Here is an 18,009-nt window from a genome sequence, read left to right on the forward strand (position 1 = left end):
AAACTCATGTATGGGCGGGCCTATCTGAGACGATGTGCCCAGGCCCTGGCACGCGAAAGAAAGATAAGTGGGGCCGGCGGCAATGGGGCCGCCACGCAAACGGGAGACCCGGAGGGCCGGGAGCGCTCCCTTTTAGGATACGCTAGATGTTTAACGTTACGAAGAAATCGATGCAGTGGGGCGAGGAAACGCTCACACTGGAAACCGGCAAGGTTGCCCGCCAGGCAGATGGCTCCGTGATTGCCACCCTGGGTGAGACCTCGGTCATGGCCAACGTGACCTTTGCCCGTCAGCAGAAGCCCGGCCAGGACTTCTTCCCGCTGACCGTGCACTACCAGGAAAAATACTATGCTGCGGGCAAAGTGCCCGGCGGCTTCTTCAAGCGCGAAGCGCGCCCGACCGAAAAAGAAACCCTGACCGCGCGTCTGATCGACCGTCCGATCCGCCCGCTGTTCGTCCCCGGCTTCAAGAACGAAGTGCTGGTGATGTGCACCGTGTTGAGCCACGACCTGGTCAACGACCCGGACATCGTAGCAATGATCGCGGCCTCCGCTGCGCTGACCCTGTCCGGCGCACCTTTCATGGGCCCGATCGCGGGTGCCCGTGTTGGCTTCGAGGACGGCGAATACGTTCTGAACCCGACCGTCGACGACATGCAGGACCTGCGCCTGAACCCCGAGCAGCGCCTGGATCTGGTTGTTGCCGGCACCAAGGACGCGGTGATGATGGTGGAATCGGAAGCCTATGAGCTGTCCGAGGCCGAGATGCTGGGTGCGGTGAAATTCGCCCACGAGCAGATCCAGCCGGTGATCGACCTGATCATCTCGCTGGCCGAAGAAGCGGCGAACGAGCCCTTCGACTTCACCCCGCCGGATTACGCCGACCTCTATGAGGCGGTCAAAGCCGCGGGTGAGACCGAGATGCGCGCCGCCTTTGCGATCACCGACAAGCAGGAGCGCACCGCCGCTGTTGCCGCCGCGCGTGAGACCATCAAGGAAAAGCTGACCGAAGAGCAACTGGAAGACGCCAACCTCGGCTCGGCGTTGAAAAAGCTCGAAGCGGGCATCCTGCGCGGCGACGTGGTCAAGACCGGCAAGCGGATCGACGGCCGCAAGACCGACGAGATCCGCGACATCGTGTCGGAAACCGGCCTGCTGCCGCGGACCCATGGCTCGGCGCTGTTCACCCGCGGCGAGACCCAGGGCCTGGTTGTGACCACGCTGGGCACCGGCGACGACGAGCAATTCATCGACGCGCTGCACGGCAACTTCAAATCCAACTTCCTGCTGCACTACAACTTCCCGCCGTACTCGGTTGGCGAAGTGGGCCGTGTCGGCTCCCCGGGCCGCCGCGAAATTGGCCACGGCAAGCTGGCCTGGCGTGCGTTGCAGGCGGTTCTGCCGGCACCGACCGATTTCCCCTACACCATCCGCGTGGTGTCGGAGATCACCGAATCCAACGGCTCCTCCTCGATGGCATCCGTCTGCGGCGGCTCGCTGTCGATGATGGACGCGGGCGTGCCGCTGAAAGCACCGGTTGCCGGTGTTGCGATGGGCCTGATCCTGGAGGACGACGGCTCCTACGCGATCCTGTCGGATATCCTGGGCGACGAAGACCACCTGGGTGACATGGACTTCAAGGTGGCGGGTACAGAAAACGGCATCACCTCGCTGCAGATGGACATCAAGGTTGCCGGCATTACCCCGGAAATCATGGAGAAGGCCCTGGCCCAAGCCAAGGACGGCCGGATGCACATCCTGGGTGAGATGGCCAAGGCGCTGTCCGAAACCAATGAGTTCTCGGTTCACGCCCCGCGCATCGAGACCATGCAGATCCCGACCGACAAGATCCGTGAAGTGATCGGTTCCGGCGGCAAGGTGATCCGCGAGATCGTCGAAGTGTCCGGCGCCAAGGTCGACATCAACGACGATGGTGTGATCAAGATCGCCAGCCCGAACGGCGACGCCATTCAGAAGGCCTATGACATGATCTATTCGATCGTGGCAGAGCCGGAAGAAGGTCAGATTTACACCGGCAAGGTGGTGAAGATCGTCGACTTCGGCGCCTTCGTGAACTTCTTCGGCAAGCGTGACGGCCTGGTGCACGTCTCCCAGATCGAAAACCGCCGCCTGAACCATCCGTCGGACGTTCTGAAGGAAGGCCAGGAAGTGAAGGTCAAGCTGCTGGGCTTTGACGACCGCGGCAAGGTCCGCCTGTCGATGAAAGTTGTCGATCAGGAAACCGGCGAAGAAATCAAGAAAGAGGAAGCTGCTGAAGGCTAAGGTCTGAAACAGTTTCCGGACGGGTCCCGGCTGCAAGGCCGGAACCCGTTTACTCTGTCCGGTACCGCTGCTCCTGACGGGCAGCTTCCTGGACCCGGCGCATAAAACCCTGCGCTTTTCCGGTTCTTAGGCTGCTCTGCTGGTTCTGACGCCATACTGGAGCGCTGACCGGGCTACTCAAAAACTCAGCTGGAGATCCCATGCGTCCGCTCTTTTACGATTTGACCGAGCTGCTGTATCTGTCTCACGGGTTTAAGACCTACTACGGCATTGCCAAGGTTGTCGCGGAAGGCGCCAAAGAGGCCTTCAGGGCCGATAATGGCACCCGGTTTGTTGCGTATTCGCAGGGGCACGACGCATTTTTTGAGGTATTTCCGAAATATGACGACTCCGCCGAAGGCGGGATCGACCTGAATGTGCCGAATTCCGGTAAGCCATTCTTCATGCGGCGCATTCACAACCGCAAGAAAAAGAAAGCCCTGCACCACATCGCCCCCATCGTGTTCGGAGTTGTAGACCTGATCGAGCGGTCCCGCTGGGCGCTGAGCGGTGCTGATAACCCGATCGTCAATCTGGATGGCGGTGCCTGGGTGAGCTGCGGGCGGCCCAAGCTGATCATTCACCCGATCAAGCACCTGAAAAAGCTGGACGTGGAAATCCACGTGCTGATTCACGACATGATCCCGCTGCATGATTTCAAACGCGGCGGTGCCCCTGATTTTTCCAGCTCGTTCCTGGGCGACAACCAATGGCTGCTGGAGCACGCTGACCATGTGATCGGCAACTCGCAATTCACAATCGACGACGCCAAGGATTTTGCCAGCCAAGGCATCCTGCCGGAGCCTAAGCGTACCTCGGTTGCGCCGCTGGTGCATGAGCTGCGTGCCGGAGATGAGGAACAGTCGGTGGATATCCCTGATCGCCCCTATTTCCTGATGGTCGGCACGATGCTGGGCCGCAAGAATCTTGATGTGGTTCTGAATGCGATGAACCTGATCGCCAAGCGGGGTGAGACACCGCCGCTGCTGGTTCTGGCAGGTAAACGCCGCCATCGCACGATGGACTTCCTGGACAAGGAAGAAATGGCGCTGGTCAAGCCGCATGTGCTGCAGCTGGATACCCCGAACCAGAAGGACCTGGTGCGGCTGTACGAAGCCTCTCAGGGGGTGATCCTGCCCTCACGCATCGAGGGCTGGGGGCTGCCCGCCGGCGAAGCGTTGTGGGCCGGTGTCCCGGCGGTGTGCGCGGACATTCCGGTTATGCACGAAGTCAGCGGCGATCTGGGACTGTATTTTGGGGTGGATGACCCCGAGACCCTGGCGGGGCACATTCAGCGCCTGGTGCAGGACGAGGCATTTGCCGCTGAGTGGCGGGCGAAGATCGCGGCGAACCGTGATCAGCTGCGCACGTGGCGCGACTTCGGCCAGGACCTGCTGGCCAATGTCGCCGCCAATTCCGAGCCGGCCCGCGCTCAGTCTGTTTCGCTGCGGGCGTAAACATCCTCGTAGCGGATGATGTCATCCTCGCCGAGGTAGGATCCGGTCTGAACCTCGATCAGAACCATGTCCATCTTGCCGGGGTTTTCCATGCGGTGAACGGCACCCAGCGGGATATAGACCGACTGGTTCTCCGCGACCAGCTGCTGGGTCTCGTTAATGGTCACGCGCGCAGTGCCCTGCACCACGATCCAGTGCTCTGACCGGTGGAAATGGCTTTGCAGTGACAGCGCGGCGCCAGGTTTGACAACAATCCGTTTGACCTGAAACCGCTGTCCTGTCACCAGGCTGTCGAAATAGCCCCACGGTCGGTGATCGCGCGGGAACTGCACCGCCTGCGGCGCTTGCTGCGATTTCAGCAGCTCAACGGCTTTCTTGACGTCCTGAGTACGCGACTTGTCGGCGACCAGCACAGCATCCGGCATGGCAATGGCCACGATCCCGTCAAGCCCCAGGCCGACAATCTGCTGGTTGTTGGCTTCGGACCGCAGCAGCACATTTTTGCAATCGATCGCCGCTGCATTGCCGTTGGTTGCGACACCGTCCGCATCCGGGCCGCTCTCCGCCCAGACAGCATTCCAATCCCCAAGATCCGACCATTCGCCTTCGAATGGCACGGAACAGATATTCTTGGCCTTCTCCATGATCGCATAATCGATCGAGATGTCCTCTGCCGCAGACCAAGCCTCTGGGTCCAGGCGCAAGAAGCCCACATCCGTCTTGGCGTTCTCGACAGACTTGCGGACTGGCGCGACCAGATGTGCTGCGTGCTGCTCGAAGGCGTCAATGACCGCGCGGGCGGAGAACAGGAAGATGCCCGCGTTCCAGAGATAGTTACCGGCGGCCAGCATCCTTGCTGCTGCGGCGGCGTCGGGTTTCTCGACAAAACGGCTCAGAGGCGCTGGTTTCCCGGGCTCTGCTTCGCCACCCAGCTGCAGATAGCCGTAGCCGGTTTCAGGGTGCGTCGGAACAATTCCAAAGGTCACAAGGTCGCCGGCCTGCGCCCGCTCTGTCCCCGCCAAAACCGCAGCGCGGAAGGCGTCCGCATCGGGGATCACATGGTCCGAAGGGGCCACGATCAGCAGCGCATCGGGGTTCTCAGAAAAAGCGTGCAACGCTGCAGCCAGGACCGCAGGCGCAGTATTGCGCCGGTCCGGTTCAATCAGAATGGCACTCGGGTCAATGCCTGCCCCCAGCAATTGTTCGGTGACGATAAACCGGAAATCCGAGTTGGTCACCACGATGGGCGCCGCGAAGCCGTCGCCTGACAACCGCCCGACGCTCTCCTGAAACAGGGTTTTATCGCCTTTCAGGGACGTGAACTGCTTGGGATAGGATTCCCGCGACAAAGGCCACAGCCGTGTTCCTGAGCCACCGCACATCAAAACTGGTGTGATCTGCATTCGGACCTCCTGTATTTTGCATGCGCTATAAGTGAATGGAGCTCCTAAGACAAACGCTCAACGCGGCCCCGGCAGGCTGAGAACGGCACTGCCTGGTTGCAATGCCGTCCCCGCGCGGTGCGAGCCTGATGTCACTCCGGCGCTTTGACCTTGCGCAGGTAGGGGAAGATGGTTTCGTACTCGCCGAACTTCGCGCTAGCCTCTTCGTCCGAGACGCTCGGCGGGATGATCACGTCTTCACCAGGCACCCAGTTGGCCGGGGTGGCAACGCCCTTGGCGGTCATCTGCAGCCCGTCCAGCGCCCGCAGGATCTCGGCAAAGTTGCGGCCCACGGTCATCGGGTAAGTCATGTTCAGTTTCAGCTGCTTGTCCGGGCCGATGATAAAGACGGAACGCACGGTGGCGCTGTCCGCCGGGGTGCGGCCGTCGGGCAGATAAGCTTCGGCTGGCAGCATGTCGAATGCCTTGGACACAGCCAGACCGTCATCCGCGATGATCGGGAAGCCAGGATTCGCCTTGCCGTATTCTTCGATGTCCTTCTTCCACTTGCGGTGGTCTTCGGCGCTGTCGACGGATACGCCGATTACCTTAGTGTTCCGCTTGGCCCATTCATCATTCAGCTGCGCTACAGCGGAAAACTCGGTGGTGCAGACCGGGGTGAAGTCCTTTGGGTGCGAAAACAGAATCGCCCAGCTGTCGCCGATCCAGTCATGGAAGCTGATGGTGCCCTGGTCGGTCTCAGCGGTGAAATCCGGAACCACGTCGTTAATGCGCAAACCCATGGCATTGTCCTCCTTGTCAGGGTGTCGTGTATGATTGTTTTGTCCGGCCGCGGTCAGGCAGCCTGAGTCGCCTCAGGAACAACCTGGGGGCTCCGCCGTTACGTTACAGCCCCTGGCACGGGATGCCACGTGAATTCTCCAGCAGCTTTGCCCGGCAAGGATTTGCAGGCACCGCGTCGGGACCGTTGACAGTCCTACGCATAATTTGATCAAATTATGCAGCCGAAGCCCCTTGCCCCCCTGCTGGCCTGGTGACACAGTGTCCGCCAAACCGCCCAGACGGTTGGGAGAGAACGTCTGAATTGGGAGATCCCGCATGATCGAGAAACGCGACTTTTACATCAATGGCCAGTGGGTGTCCCCTGCTGAACCGAACGACTTCGAGGTGATCAACCCCTCGACGGAGGAACCCTGTGCAGTGATTTCGCTGGGCTCCGAGGCTGACACCAACGCTGCGGTTGCAGCGGCCAAGGCTGCCTTTCCGGGCTGGATGGCCACCCCGGTGGAAGAGCGCATCGCGCTGGTGGAGAAACTGATCGAAATCTATGAAGCCCGGGCCGAGGATCTGGCCCAGGCAATGTCGATGGAGATGGGCGCGCCGATCAACCTGTCGCGCACCTCGCAGGTTGGTGCCGGCAGCTGGCACCTGCGCAACTTCATCGCCGCGGCCAAGGAGTTCAAGTTCGACGCGCCGTTGAATGAAAACGCTCCGAACGACCGTATCATTCATGAGCCGGTGGGCGTTTGCGCGCTGATCACGCCGTGGAACTGGCCGATGAACCAGATCACGCTCAAGGTGGGCGCGGCCGCGGTTGCCGGGTGCACCATGGTGCTGAAGCCGTCTGAGCAAAGCCCGTTGAACGCCATGATCTTTGCAGAGCTGATGGATGAGGCAGGCTTCCCGGCAGGCGTCTTCAACCTGGTGAACGGCGACGGCATGGGCGTTGGCGCGCAGCTGACCGGGCATCCGGACGTGGACATGGTGTCCTTCACCGGCTCCACCCGCGCAGGCATCGCGATTTCGCAGAATGCGGCTCTGACACTGAAGAAAGTGCACCTGGAGCTGGGCGGCAAAGGCGCCAACGTGATCTTTGAAGACGCCGATGAAAAGGCGGTGAAGCGCGGCGTGCTGCACATGATGCAGAACACCGGCCAGAGCTGCAACGCGCCCAGCCGGATGCTGGTGCAGAAAAGCATCTATGACCGCGTGGTGTCCGAGGCTGCGGAAGTGGCCGCCAAGGTCGAGGTCGGTCCCGCCGATCAGGAAGGCCGTCACATCGGCCCGGTGGTGAATGAGCTGCAGTGGAACAAGATCCAGGACCTGATTCAGAAGGGCATCGACGAAGGTGCCAAGCTGGTAGCCGGCGGCACCGGGCGACCGGATGGGCTGAACAAGGGCTATTATGTGAAGCCCACGGTCTTTGCCGATGTGAACAACCAGATGACCATCGCGCGCGAAGAGATATTTGGCCCGGTGCTGGCAATTCTGCCGTTTGAGACCGAAGAGGAGGCGATCGAGATCGCCAATGACACGCCTTACGGCCTCACCAACTATGTGCAGACCCAGGACGGCGCCCGCGCCAACCGCATGGCCCGCGCGCTGCGCTCCGGGATGGTGGAGATGAACGGCAAGTCGCGCTCGGCCGGCTCGCCCTTTGGCGGCATGAAACAGTCCGGCCAGGGCCGTGAGGGCGGCAAATGGGGGATCGAGGATTTCCTGGAAGTGAAAGCCGTCGGCGGCTGGGCGGCTGAGTAAGCGTTCCGCCTTGAGGAAACGGGAAGCCGCCTTTCGGGGCGGCTTTCTTATTTGCAAGTACCGTCCCCGGCGGGTGTGCTCCCGCGCCTGCATGCCCCCCGGCTGCGCCGGGCGGCCCGCCGGCTTGGGCGTGGCCCGTGCTACGCACGGGCAAGGGGAGCTGAGACGCGCTGGTGGGGCAGGTGATCAGAAATAGGCTCTAAGCAGGCAGATTGCGGCGATTCCGGCGGCCATGGTCAGTGGCAGGCTGCGGGTTGCCAGGGCGACGGATAGAGCAGCAGCGCCGGCCGCCCATTCCTGAGGTCCGCCCTGCATCAACAGATAAGTCACCAACGACAGGATCAGGCAGCCCGGCAGAGCCTGCAGGCCACGCGCCCAAGGCCCGTGCTCCGGCAGCCGCCGGCCCAGCAGGTAGCCCGAGAACCGGATTGCAAAGGTTGCCGCTGCCAGGCCGAAGATCAGGGTCCGGGTTTCAGTCATCGCCCAGCACTCCGGCGATGGCCGCGCCGCCGAGGCCGCCCAGGATCAGGGTCCAGGTCGGATCCAGCGGGGTCAGCAGGCCCGACAGCAGGACGATGGCAATGGATGCGGCCCAGGGCATCAGCATCGTGCTGCCGTTCCACAACGACCGCAGAATGGCGATGAAGGCGGCAGTGAAGGCAAAGTCCATACCGAGGGCTTTTGGTTCCGGCACCACCGTGGCAAAACTTGCTCCCGCCACCGTGGCCAGCACCCAGACCGCCACCAGCCCCAGGCCGCCGCCCACCAGATACCAGTAGCCGGCTCGGTGGCCGCGAGCGCGCATCGCGTGCATCAGCGCCCAGTTCTCATCCGTCGCCAGGTGAACGCCCAGCAGCACTTGCCACCACGGGCGTCCGGCGAATTCATCCCGCAGAGAGGCGGTGATCAGCAGCAGCCGCAGGTTCAGCGCCAGCCCGGCCAGCAGCGCCGCGCCGGCGCCAGCCCCCGCCACCAGCCGTTCCACAGCGATGATTTGCGAGGAGCCGGCAAAGACGATGGTGCCCATAACCCCGGTCTGAAGCCCGTCCATCCGGGCCTGTGCTGCCAGAAGGCCAAAGGCCAGCCCATAGACACCAACGCCAACCGCCAGGGGCAGGATGCCGCGCAGACCGGCGGTCAGCTGGCTGCGGGTGGTGGTGCTGTGGGTTATGTCTTGCAGGGCCATTGGACAGCTCCTCTGGAAGCGGGTCTGCAGTTCAGCTATACCGAACGCGAGACTTCTATATCGAACGGTACGTTTGTTCGTCAAGTCGAACGAAGGGATGAAATACAGAACATGTCAGCGCCCCACCAGATGATCGCCGCGGCTATCCAGCGCGAGCGCAACCGCGCAGGCAAGTCGCTATCGGCGCTTGCCGCGCAGGCGGGAATTGCCAAATCGACCCTGTCGCAGCTGGAGGCAGGCAACGGAAACCCCAGTGTAGAGACGCTTTGGGCTCTGGCTGCAGCGCTGGATATCCCGCTGAGCCTGCTGTTTGAGACCGAGGCACCCTCCACCACGCTGATCCGGGCAGGGGAGGGGGAGCCGCTGGAATCGGAGCAGTCGGATTTCACCGCGGTCCTGCTGTCGCGCTGCCCGCCGAATGTGCGCCGGGATGTCTACCGGGTGGTGATGCAGCCTGGAGAGGCCCGCCGCGCCCAGCCGCATCCGCGCGGCACGGTGGAGCATATGCTGGTCTGCTCGGGTCAGATGCGGGCGGGATCGGAGGGACAGGAAGAGACCCTGCAGCCCGGCGACTACTACACCTATCCCGGCGACCGTCCGCACAGCTATGAGGCGCTGCAGGCGGATACGCTGTTCATTATGGTGATGGAGGCGCCGTGAGCTGCGGCGGGCTCAGAACTCCGGCTTCACCCGGAACTTCAGCGATTCGCCGCTGTCGGGGTGTTTGATCCGCAGCTCCTCGGAGTGCAGCATTAGCCTGGGGTGGTCTAAAGCCGCACCGCTGGCATAAAGGGGGTCGCCCAGGATCGGGTGGCCCAGCGACAGCATATGCACCCGCAGCTGATGCGAACGCCCGGTCTTGGGTGTCAGCCGCACCCGGGTGGCACCGTCCTCGTATTTGATCACCCGCCAGTCGGTGACGGCGGGCTTGCCGGTCTCATGGCAGACCATTTGTTTCGGGCGGTTCGGCCAATCGACGATCAGCGGCAGGTCCACCGTGCCGCTCCGCGGCTCCAGCTTGCCCGCGACCCGCGCCACATAGGCCTTCTTGGCGGTGCGCTTTTCGAACTGCATCGAAAGGTGCCGCTGCGCGTGAGGGGTGAGGCCGAATACCATCACGCCAGAGGTGTCCCGGTCCAGCCGGTGCACCAGCAGCGCCTCGGGGAACACCGCCTGAACGCGTGTGATCAGGCAGTCTGCCAGATGCTCGCCGCGGCCCGGCACCGACAAAAGGCCCGCAGGCTTGTTCACCGCCAGCAATTCGGCGTCGTGGTGCAGGATCTCCAGCGGGTCCTGCGGCGGGGTGTATTCACTTGAAACGGCCATGGGGACTTGCCTAGCGCCAGAGTCGGGCCGGGGCAAGCACGGCTCACCTCCGCGGCTGATGCTTTCCCTTCTCCCTCTTGATTTGCTAAATTGACACTGTCCCGGCGATCCGGTAACCGGCGCGCCTCACTTACACATGGGGACAAGGCATGGCACGCAAACGCAAAGGGCGCGATATTTCCGGCTGGCTGGTAGTGGACAAGCCCTCTGGGCTGACCTCGACCGCGGTTGTGAACAAGGTGCGCTGGGCGCTGGATGCCAAGAAGGCCGGCCATGCAGGAACGCTGGATCCTGAGGCGACCGGTGTTCTGGCCGTGGCGCTGGGCGAGGCGACCAAGACCGTTCCTTACATCACCGACGCGCTCAAGGCCTATACCTTTACCGTGCGGCTGGGCCAGGCAACCAACACCGATGACGCCGAGGGCGAGGTAATCGCACAAAGCGATGCGCGCCCGACCGACGAGCAGATCAAGGAGGCGCTGCTGCCCTTCCTGGGCGAGATCATGCAGTTGCCGCCCAAGTTCTCCGCCGTGAAGATCGACGGCCAGCGCGCCTACAAACTCGCCCGCGATGGTGAGGATGTGGAGCTCGCGGCCCGCCCGCTGTGGGTGGAGGAGCTGATCATGCTGGACCGTCCCGACGAGGATCACGTGGTGCTGGAAATGACCTGCGGCAAGGGCGGCTACGTGCGCTCCATCGCTCGAGACCTTGGCGCGGCGCTGGGCTGCCACGGCCACGTCAAGGAGTTGCGGCGGATCTGGTCCGGCCCGTTTGATGCCGAAGACGGCGTCTCGCTGGAGCTGATCGACGAACTGGCGAAATCTCCAGAGCTCGACCAGTACCTGCGGCCGCTGGAAGAAGGTCTCGCCGACCTTCCCGAACTGAAGTGCACACCGCAGGGGGCCGTGCGGCTCCGCAATGGCAATCCGGGGATGGTGATGGCCGCGGACGTGGAGTATGGCGACGAAGCCTGGGCCTCGCTTGAAGGCCAGGCGGTAGCCGTAGGCATCTACAAGTCGGGCGAGTTGCACCCGAGCCGGGTTTTCGCGCAGCCGGAGTGATCCGGCTGGCTTGCGGCGGCCGCCCGTTGGTTTCAGCCTGAGACGTTGCGTTACACCTCCAGCCGGGCATGCAATTTGCTGGGCGCAGCCACCGGGCTGCTTAAATCGTACCAGGTCTCATCGCCGCCTTTCGGAGTGTAAAGGGCGCCTGCATCCACGCCGGTATGCCCTTCCGGACGCAGACCTTCGCCGCTGTCGAGCTGCCGTCCTTTGCTTCAGCAGTGCTGAAACAGCCGCGCAGGTCAAAGGCGGGGCCCTGCGGCATGCTGTCGTCAGGGAATGGCTTTCCGCTGCTTAGCTGTATTTCCACGTGTTCCGTTCCCGGATAGACTTCGGCGATGACAGGGCCGCCCAGCGTATTTTCGGGGGTCATGTGAGCCCTGCTATTGTCGGGCCTAGGCCACCGGTTCCTGTAATGCCCAGCTTAGGAACACATCAAGCCCAGCGGGTGTCCTCAGTCCCGCGCATTTCATCCGGGCCGGTACCGGAATGGTCACTGTCCACCATCGCGACGGAGCCTGCCGCGGCAAGGGGGAGAATAATGAGGAGTGCCTTGGCAACTCCAAGAACAATGCGCTCCAATCGCCGCGACCGCCCTGGGCAGCCCCGCGCGCGGGGGCAGCCCCGCAGATAGCCATCAGGCGGGGCCGGCATCGTGGTTTGTTCCGAGAACCGACTGATCCTGCTGCGCAGATATGATAACGCTCGCTGCGGAGCCCTGGGCAGGTGTGATCGCCTCCCCTACCGCGTTCCGCCACCGGACTTCATCAGTGGAATAGTCATCGTAGAAGGCGATGCTGATCCCGGATTGATCGCCAGGCACAGTGGCGACGGCGGTGCCGTCCATTGCTATCAGTGTATGATCCTGACCGGCGTCGTATTCCACAGACAGGCCAGCAATGGCGTCTTCAAAGCGGAAGCTGCTGAAGGGGCCGAAACCGGCAACAACAGGAAAGTCTATCAGCAGCTTGTCCTCCGCCGCGTCGAAATCGGTGATCTCCGCTGCCGGTGTTCCTGGTTCGTATGTATTGGTGAAAGCGTGGAAGCTGTCCGCACCCTCGCCGCCGGTGGCAGTGGTCCCAGGCCCGATCCACAAGTGATCATCGCCCTCGCCGCCATCCAATACATCGCCATCATCACCAACCGTGGTCAGGCTTCCAGGGTAGTGGTGGTATGACTCCCCATAGTAGACAGTGCCGCTGCCGCTGAACAGCGCGTCGTCGCCCGCGCCGCCGGAGAGTGTGTCCGCTCCGCCTTTGCCGAAGATAACGTCGTCACCGTCTGTGCCGTTCAGACTATCGTCACCTGAGGTTCCGTTGACAGCATCCAGGGCAAAGGGAGCACTGATACGGACGTCCTCAAAGCTCACCGTGCGGAGGGTGGTGCCATCGCCTGCGAGTAATTCCACGTCGAGCGTTTCGCCGTCATCCAGCGAAACTCCTGAAAGGGTCAGAACCGTTTTGTGGCTGAGGGTGTCGACAATACGCAGCCCGGTGCCGTCCTCCGTCTCGAACAGTTCAAAATTAGGCGTCGTACCGGCTAAAGCCAGCTGATCGGAGGTCAGCTCAAAATCCTCGATCACAGTCGCGGGGCTGCCTGCGTCGTCCAGGATAAAGCGGTCTGCGCCTGCGCCGCCTCGGGCGGTGTTGCCCGCGCCCAGGTGCAACTCGTCATCGCCGCTGCCGCCTGCCAGCAGGTCCTGATCTTCCGCATTGCCGGTGATCGTGTCATTCCCTGCTGTGCCGTCCAGAACGTCGTCCGAGCCAATGGTGCCGCTCAGCTCGACTGCGCCGGGCGGCGGGTTCGGATCGACCGGGTCTGGCTCGACGGGTTCCGGCTCAACCGGTTCTTCCGGGCTTTCCGGAATTGTTTCTTCTGATTCCGAGCCCTCGGCGCTCAGAGCGCCTACCGTGCCGGCGAATGCGAGTAAAAGAAGAAGTTCCAAATTAACCTGTTTGAATTGATATCACCGCAACTAAGGGGGAGGCGGCTTCAGGATGCACTTTAAGGTTGCGGCAATCCTGCTTGGATTGCAAGCTGCTCCGAGCTAGTAACCCCCGTATGATCACCCGCAGCCACATTAAGGGCGATGCCCCCTCGACCGCCGTCTACTCGGACTGCGAAACCTACCGCTACAGCCTGACGCGTGTTTGGGATCCGGACGGACGGCGGGTGATGTTCGTGATGCTCAACCCCTCGACCGCAACCGAGGTGCAGAACGACCCCACCATTGAACGTTGCGAGCGCCGCGCCCGTGCATTGGGGTTTGGCGGCTTCATGGCTACGAATATCTTTGCCTGCCGGGTCACAGACCCACGCAGGATGAGGCAGCTGGAGGCGCCGGAGGGTCCTGATAATATGGCAGCGATCCTGGAAGGGATGGCATGGGCCGATACGGTGATTTGTGCCTGGGGCACCCATGGCGCGCACCGAGGCCAAGGCGCGCGGGTCGCAGCGGCGCTGAGGTCATCCGGCGAACCGCTGTACCATCTAGGTCTCAGCAAAGCGGGGCATCCGAAACATCCGTTGTACATTGCCTACAGCCAGCAGCCGGAGCTGTGGAAACCGGGAATGGGTACCTGAGCCCCGCGTTAACCTTTGTTCCCGTTTTGTTTTGCTGTGGTTGCCTCTCTATGTAATTGTGTTTTGTGTTTGAGTTTCCCCAGGGGTTGATCTGGCGATGTTGTGGTTGGCAAGTGTTTTGGGGCTTGTTGCTGTTGGTGGCGTGGTCCTGGTTGACACCAGTTCCGAGGAAGATGAGCCGGACGCCCCGTCCGATCCAGAAACGGATGGCGGCGGTCACGAAGGCGGATTTATCGAGCCAAGTGGCGGGACCGTGACCGGCACGGAACACGGTGGTGTTCTTGCCGGATCCGGATCTTCAGAGAGCATCTTCGGCGGTGCCGGGGATGACCAGATCGGTGGCTACGGCGGCAACGACTGGATCGATGGCGGCGCCGACAGTGACGTTTTGCACGGGCAGGACGGTGATGACAGCCTGTTCGGCGGAGACGGTTCGGATCTGCTGCACGGCGAGAACGGTGCCGACTGGCTGGAGGGCGGTGCCGGCGGCGACAGTCTCTACGGGCATTTTGGTGACGACACGCTGCTTGGCGGCGGTGGTTTGGATCTGCTGCATGGCGGCCAGGGGCAGGATTGGCTAAGCGGGGGTGCGAACCAGGATACGCTGCATGGCAACGATGGCGATGACAGCCTGACGGGCGGCGGCGGGGACGATGCGCTGTTCGGGGGCCACGGAAATGATGTTGTCTCAGGTGCCGGCGACGGGACCGAACAGGATTATGTCAATGGCGGTGACGGGGATGACACGCTGATTGCCGGCGCGGGTGATGTCCTGACGGGCGGTGGCGGCGGCGATCAATTTCTGGTGGGAAGCTGGACCGGCAACGGGCCGGCAGTGCAACTGATGGACTACGATGCAGCCGAGGACCAGTTGGTGTTAGTCTGGGATTTCGCGGGCGGCGAAGAACCAACGGTAGAGGTGCAGCAAAACCCGGCGGCAGCGGCAGAGAAGCTGATTCTGGTCAATGGTGAGACAGTCATGCGGGTTTCGGGGGCGGAGGGGCTCACCGCGGAGGACCTGGTGCTGATCAACCAGGAGTCGGTGGAAGGAACCGGGTTGCTGCCGCAATAAACCTGCCAGCCGGCCCGCCGGGGCATTCTCATACCGCATCTGGAAGTTAGTCTTTGCCTTCGCAGCGGAAACATCATATATGCCCGCATCTGCCGTGATTCCGCGGCAGGTTTCTCCATGGGCCTGTGCTGGACGACATCCCGGCCTGTGCCATCCACTCTAACCTATGAAGGAGACCCCGATGTCGATCACTGCGGAAGAAAAATCGCGCCTGATGAAAGAATTCGCAACCAAGGACGGCGACACCGGTTCCCCGGAAGTCCAGGTTGCAATCCTGACCTCGCGCATCAACACCCTGACTGAGCACTTCAAAACCCACAAGAAGGACAACCACGGCCGCCGTGGCCTCCTGAAAATGGTTGCTCAGCGCCGCAAGCTGCTGGATTACACAAAAGGCAAGGATGAGGCCCGCTATCAGGACCTGATCAAGCGTCTGGGCATCCGCCGCTAATCCGCGCTTTTACGGATTTTTCGACGCCCGTTCCGAAAGGAGCGGGCGTTTTCTTTTGCACCGGTATCCTCCAGAAGCGGGGCCTCCCGCGCCCGCAAGCCCGCGGGCTGCGCCGGGCCGCACTTGGCCTTGGGCCTGGCCCGTGCTGCGCACGGGCGGTTGCGGCTTCAAGCAAGCCGGGCCTTCGAAGGGCGGAGGCGGGTCCGAAAGAGAAACGCCGCCCCGAATGGAGCGGCGTTCGGTCGGTTTCAGGATCCGGCCGGTTTTACTCTCCGTAGGGCACCCAGATGTTCTTGATCTCGGTGGCCTCCTGCAGGAAGCGCTTGGTCTGGTCCTGCGCCCAGTCGGTGGCTGTGCCGTTGTTGACCCAGGTGCGCTTCAGGTTGCCTGCGGATGCCGCTTCAATGCCTGTTGACAAATCTGTGGAGGAAAAGCTCCAGACCGCGTCGACGTTCAGATGGGAGGCCAGCGGTTTGGCCAGCTCTGAATGGCTGCCGGTCAGGATATTGACCACGCCTGCGGGCACATCCGAAGTATCCAGAACCTGGTAGAAATCGGTTGCGGCCAGCGGGAAAGGCTCAGAGGCCGCCAGCACCATCCGGTTGCCCATGGCGATTGCTGGCGCCATGGCAGAGACCAGGCCCAAAAGCGGAGCCTCGTCTGCGCAGAGCGCGCCGATCACGCCAACCGGCTCCTTCATCGCCAGCGCGACGCCGCGGATCGGAACGCCGTGGACCTGGCCATCGTATTTGTCGGCCCAGGCGGCAGCGGTGAAGAGGCGTTGAATGGAGGCCTCAACCTCTGCTGCTCCGCCTTTCTTGCCGGTCATCGCGTCGATGCGGGCCGCGAACTCATCTGCACGTGCGGAGAGGTTTTCGCCGATGTAGTAGAGAATTTGCGCCCGCAGGTGGCCAGTGGTTTTGGACCAGCTTTTGGCGCCTGCGGCGGCTTCAACTGCGTTGCGAACATCCTTGCGGTTGGCGAGGCCAACATGTCCCAGCAGCGCGCCGGACTTGCCATAGACAGCCCGGGAATAACCGCCGTCCGGGCGCGCCTGCTTGCCGCCGGTATAGAGCTTGGCAGTACGGTCCAGCGGATCTGCAGGGGCACCGTTGCCTTCCAGCGTCTCCACTTTGGCGAGCGGTTTCGCCTTGGCTTGGGGCCGGGTGTAGGCTGCCAGCCCTTCCCAGCCGCCTTCGCGCCCGAAGCCGCTTTCGCGCACGCCGCCAAAACCGGCGGCGGCGTCGAACATGTTGGTGCCGTTGATCCAGACCACGCCGGCAACAAGTTTCGGTGCCATGTCGAGCGCCAGGTTGACGTTCTCGGTCCAGACGGTTGCCGCCAGGCCGTAACGGGTGTTGTTTGCCAGGTCCACCGCTTCTTCAGGAGTGCGGAATGTGCAAGACACCAGTACCGGGCCAAAGATCTCCTCTTGCATCAGCGGATCGGCTGGCGATAGACCCTCGATCAGGGTCGGGGGGTAGAAGCAGCCGCCTTCGGGCATCTCGACTTGGGCCTGGTGCATCTGCCCTGCGCGGTTGGCCGCCACCATCCCGCTGATGGTGTTCAGCTGAACCGGGTCGACAACGGCACCCACGTCAATGCATTTATCAAGCGGGTTGCCGACGCGCAGCTCGTCCATGCGGGCCTTGAGCTTGGTGTGAAACCGTTCTGCTATACCCTCCTGCACCAGAAGGCGGGAGCCGGCGCAGCAGACCTGGCCCTGGTTGAACCAGATTGCATCCACCAGTCCTTCGATGGCGGAGTCGATGTCGGCGTCATCGAAAACGATGTAGGGCGACTTGCCGCCCAGCTCCAGCGTCAGCGCCTTGCCGCTGCCTGCGGTGGCCTCGCGGATCTTGCGGCCAACCGATGTCGAGCCGGTGAAGGCGATTTTGTCGACGTCCGCCGCGGTGATCATCTCACCCACGGCGCCATCGCCGGTTACGATGTTCACAACGCCCTTGGGAAGGCCTGCCTGGCGGCAGATGGCGGCGAACAGCAGCGCGGTGAGCGAAGTGTATTCAGCAGGCTTCAGAACCACGGTGTTGCCCATCGCAATGGCGGGCGCAATCTTCCAGGCCAGCATCAGCAGCGGGAAATTCCAGGGGATGATCTGGCCGCACACACCCAGGGCTTCGGCGTCCGGCAGTTCGCTGCCCATCAGCTGGGCCATGCCAGCATGATAGTAGAAGTGCCGCTGGGCCAGCGGGATGTCGATGTCGCGGCTCTCGCGGATCGGCTTGCCGTTGTCCAGCGTCTCCAGCACGGCAAACAGGCGGGAATGCTTTTGCAGCAGGCGCGCGATGGCATAGAGGTACTTGGCCCGGCCCGGGCCGCCAAGCGCTTCCCATTTGCCTTGCGCCTTGCGGGCGGCTTGGACCGCGGCGTCCACGTCGGCGTGAGTGGCCTGGGTCAGGCTGGCCAATACTTCCCCCGTGGCCGGGTTCCTGCTGTCAAAGCCGTTGCCGGGGGCGGTGAACTCACCGTTGATGAAATGACCGAAGCGGCCGCCCTGATCGACCAGCCAGGCCAGTGCCTCGGCGGCGCTTTCGGGTGCAGGGCCGTATTCCATGGTGTCGAAAATCTCTTTGATGGTCATGTGTTCAGC

Annotated in this window: 16 protein-coding genes; 8 read left to right on the forward strand and 8 right to left on the reverse strand. The window is 62.5% G+C overall.

Going from position 1 to position 18,009, the window contains the following annotated elements:
• Positions 1 to 146: 146 nt before the first annotated feature.
• Both pnp and AC5STI_RS14765 read left to right on the forward strand, forming a co-directional pair.
• Positions 147 to 2,282: a polyribonucleotide nucleotidyltransferase gene (pnp, locus tag AC5STI_RS14760; RefSeq protein ID WP_475048961.1), complete on the forward strand. Its 2,136-nt coding sequence runs from the start codon at positions 147 to 149 to the stop codon at positions 2,280 to 2,282.
• A 200-nt stretch (positions 2,283 to 2,482) separates the two neighbouring features.
• Positions 2,483 to 3,778, forward strand: a complete 1,296-nt coding sequence (locus AC5STI_RS14765; protein ID WP_495447197.1) for a glycosyltransferase family 4 protein — start codon at positions 2,483 to 2,485, stop codon at positions 3,776 to 3,778.
• Here the strand turns inward: AC5STI_RS14765 and AC5STI_RS14770 are convergent.
• Both AC5STI_RS14770 and AC5STI_RS14775 read right to left on the reverse strand, forming a co-directional pair.
• A complete protein-coding gene (locus AC5STI_RS14770) occupies positions 3,754 to 5,181 on the reverse strand; it encodes a mannose-1-phosphate guanylyltransferase/mannose-6-phosphate isomerase (RefSeq protein ID WP_495447198.1) in 1,428 nt (475 codons plus the stop codon). The two genes, AC5STI_RS14765 and AC5STI_RS14770, sit on opposite strands and share 25 nt — an antisense overlap.
• 131 nt (positions 5,182 to 5,312) lie before the next feature.
• A complete protein-coding gene (locus AC5STI_RS14775; protein WP_475048970.1) occupies positions 5,313 to 5,963 on the reverse strand; it encodes a peroxiredoxin in 651 nt (216 codons plus the stop codon).
• A 316-nt stretch (positions 5,964 to 6,279) separates the two neighbouring features.
• Between AC5STI_RS14775 and AC5STI_RS14780 the strand changes: the two genes are divergently transcribed.
• Positions 6,280 to 7,719: an aldehyde dehydrogenase family protein gene (locus AC5STI_RS14780; RefSeq protein ID WP_495447199.1), complete on the forward strand. Its 1,440-nt coding sequence runs from the start codon at positions 6,280 to 6,282 to the stop codon at positions 7,717 to 7,719.
• Positions 7,720 to 7,905: 186 nt separating this feature from the next.
• On the opposite strand, the gene AC5STI_RS14785 is transcribed toward AC5STI_RS14780, so the two are convergent.
• Together AC5STI_RS14785 and AC5STI_RS14790 are read right to left on the reverse strand one after the other, a co-directional pair.
• A complete protein-coding gene (locus AC5STI_RS14785; protein WP_495447200.1) occupies positions 7,906 to 8,199 on the reverse strand; it encodes an AzlD family protein in 294 nt (97 codons plus the stop codon).
• Positions 8,192 to 8,905 (reverse strand): AzlC family ABC transporter permease, encoded by a 714-nt coding sequence (locus AC5STI_RS14790; RefSeq protein WP_495447201.1) that lies wholly within the window; start codon positions 8,903 to 8,905, stop codon positions 8,192 to 8,194. The genes AC5STI_RS14785 and AC5STI_RS14790 overlap by 8 nt, the downstream gene beginning before the upstream one ends.
• A gap of 111 nt (positions 8,906 to 9,016) precedes the next feature.
• Here AC5STI_RS14790 and AC5STI_RS14795 point away from each other — a divergent pair, with 111 nt between their 5' ends.
• Positions 9,017 to 9,565 (forward strand): helix-turn-helix domain-containing protein, encoded by a 549-nt coding sequence (locus AC5STI_RS14795; RefSeq protein WP_495447202.1) that lies wholly within the window; start codon positions 9,017 to 9,019, stop codon positions 9,563 to 9,565.
• Positions 9,566 to 9,577: 12 nt separating this feature from the next.
• On the opposite strand, the gene AC5STI_RS14800 is transcribed toward AC5STI_RS14795, so the two are convergent.
• On the reverse strand, positions 9,578 to 10,231 hold the full coding sequence (locus tag AC5STI_RS14800) for an RluA family pseudouridine synthase (RefSeq protein WP_495447203.1): 654 nt from the start codon (positions 10,229 to 10,231) through the stop codon (positions 9,578 to 9,580).
• 149 nt (positions 10,232 to 10,380) lie between these two features.
• On the opposite strand from AC5STI_RS14800, the gene truB reads away from it, so the two are divergent.
• A complete protein-coding gene (truB, locus tag AC5STI_RS14805) occupies positions 10,381 to 11,292 on the forward strand; it encodes a tRNA pseudouridine(55) synthase TruB (protein WP_495447204.1) in 912 nt (303 codons plus the stop codon).
• Positions 11,293 to 11,392: 100 nt separating this feature from the next.
• On the opposite strand, the gene AC5STI_RS14810 is transcribed toward truB, so the two are convergent.
• On the reverse strand, positions 11,393 to 11,665 hold the full coding sequence (locus AC5STI_RS14810; RefSeq protein ID WP_495447205.1) for a hypothetical protein: 273 nt from the start codon (positions 11,663 to 11,665) through the stop codon (positions 11,393 to 11,395).
• Between the two features lie 264 nt (positions 11,666 to 11,929).
• Positions 11,930 to 13,237 (reverse strand): calcium-binding protein, encoded by a 1,308-nt coding sequence (locus AC5STI_RS14815; protein ID WP_495447206.1) that lies wholly within the window; start codon positions 13,235 to 13,237, stop codon positions 11,930 to 11,932.
• A 116-nt stretch (positions 13,238 to 13,353) separates the two neighbouring features.
• Between AC5STI_RS14815 and AC5STI_RS14820 the strand changes: the two genes are divergently transcribed.
• The 3 genes from AC5STI_RS14820 (at position 13,354) to rpsO (ending at position 15,398) form a co-directional block, all read left to right on the forward strand.
• Positions 13,354 to 13,875, forward strand: coding sequence for a DUF1643 domain-containing protein (locus tag AC5STI_RS14820; protein ID WP_495447207.1), 522 nt, complete (start codon positions 13,354 to 13,356; stop codon positions 13,873 to 13,875).
• Positions 13,876 to 14,017: 142 nt separating this feature from the next.
• A complete protein-coding gene (locus tag AC5STI_RS14825; protein WP_495447208.1) occupies positions 14,018 to 14,947 on the forward strand; it encodes a calcium-binding protein in 930 nt (309 codons plus the stop codon).
• 181 nt (positions 14,948 to 15,128) lie between these two features.
• Entirely contained in the window at positions 15,129 to 15,398 is a 270-nt protein-coding gene (gene rpsO, locus AC5STI_RS14830) for a 30S ribosomal protein S15 (protein WP_490400114.1), read from the forward strand.
• 265 nt (positions 15,399 to 15,663) lie between these two features.
• Here the strand turns inward: rpsO and AC5STI_RS14835 are convergent, their stop codons facing one another.
• Positions 15,664 to 18,000: an aldehyde dehydrogenase family protein gene (locus AC5STI_RS14835; RefSeq protein WP_495447209.1), complete on the reverse strand. Its 2,337-nt coding sequence runs from the start codon at positions 17,998 to 18,000 to the stop codon at positions 15,664 to 15,666.
• Positions 18,001 to 18,009 lie beyond the last annotated feature (9 nt).

The organism is Leisingera sp. CC-HEC096, assembly GCF_059429235.1.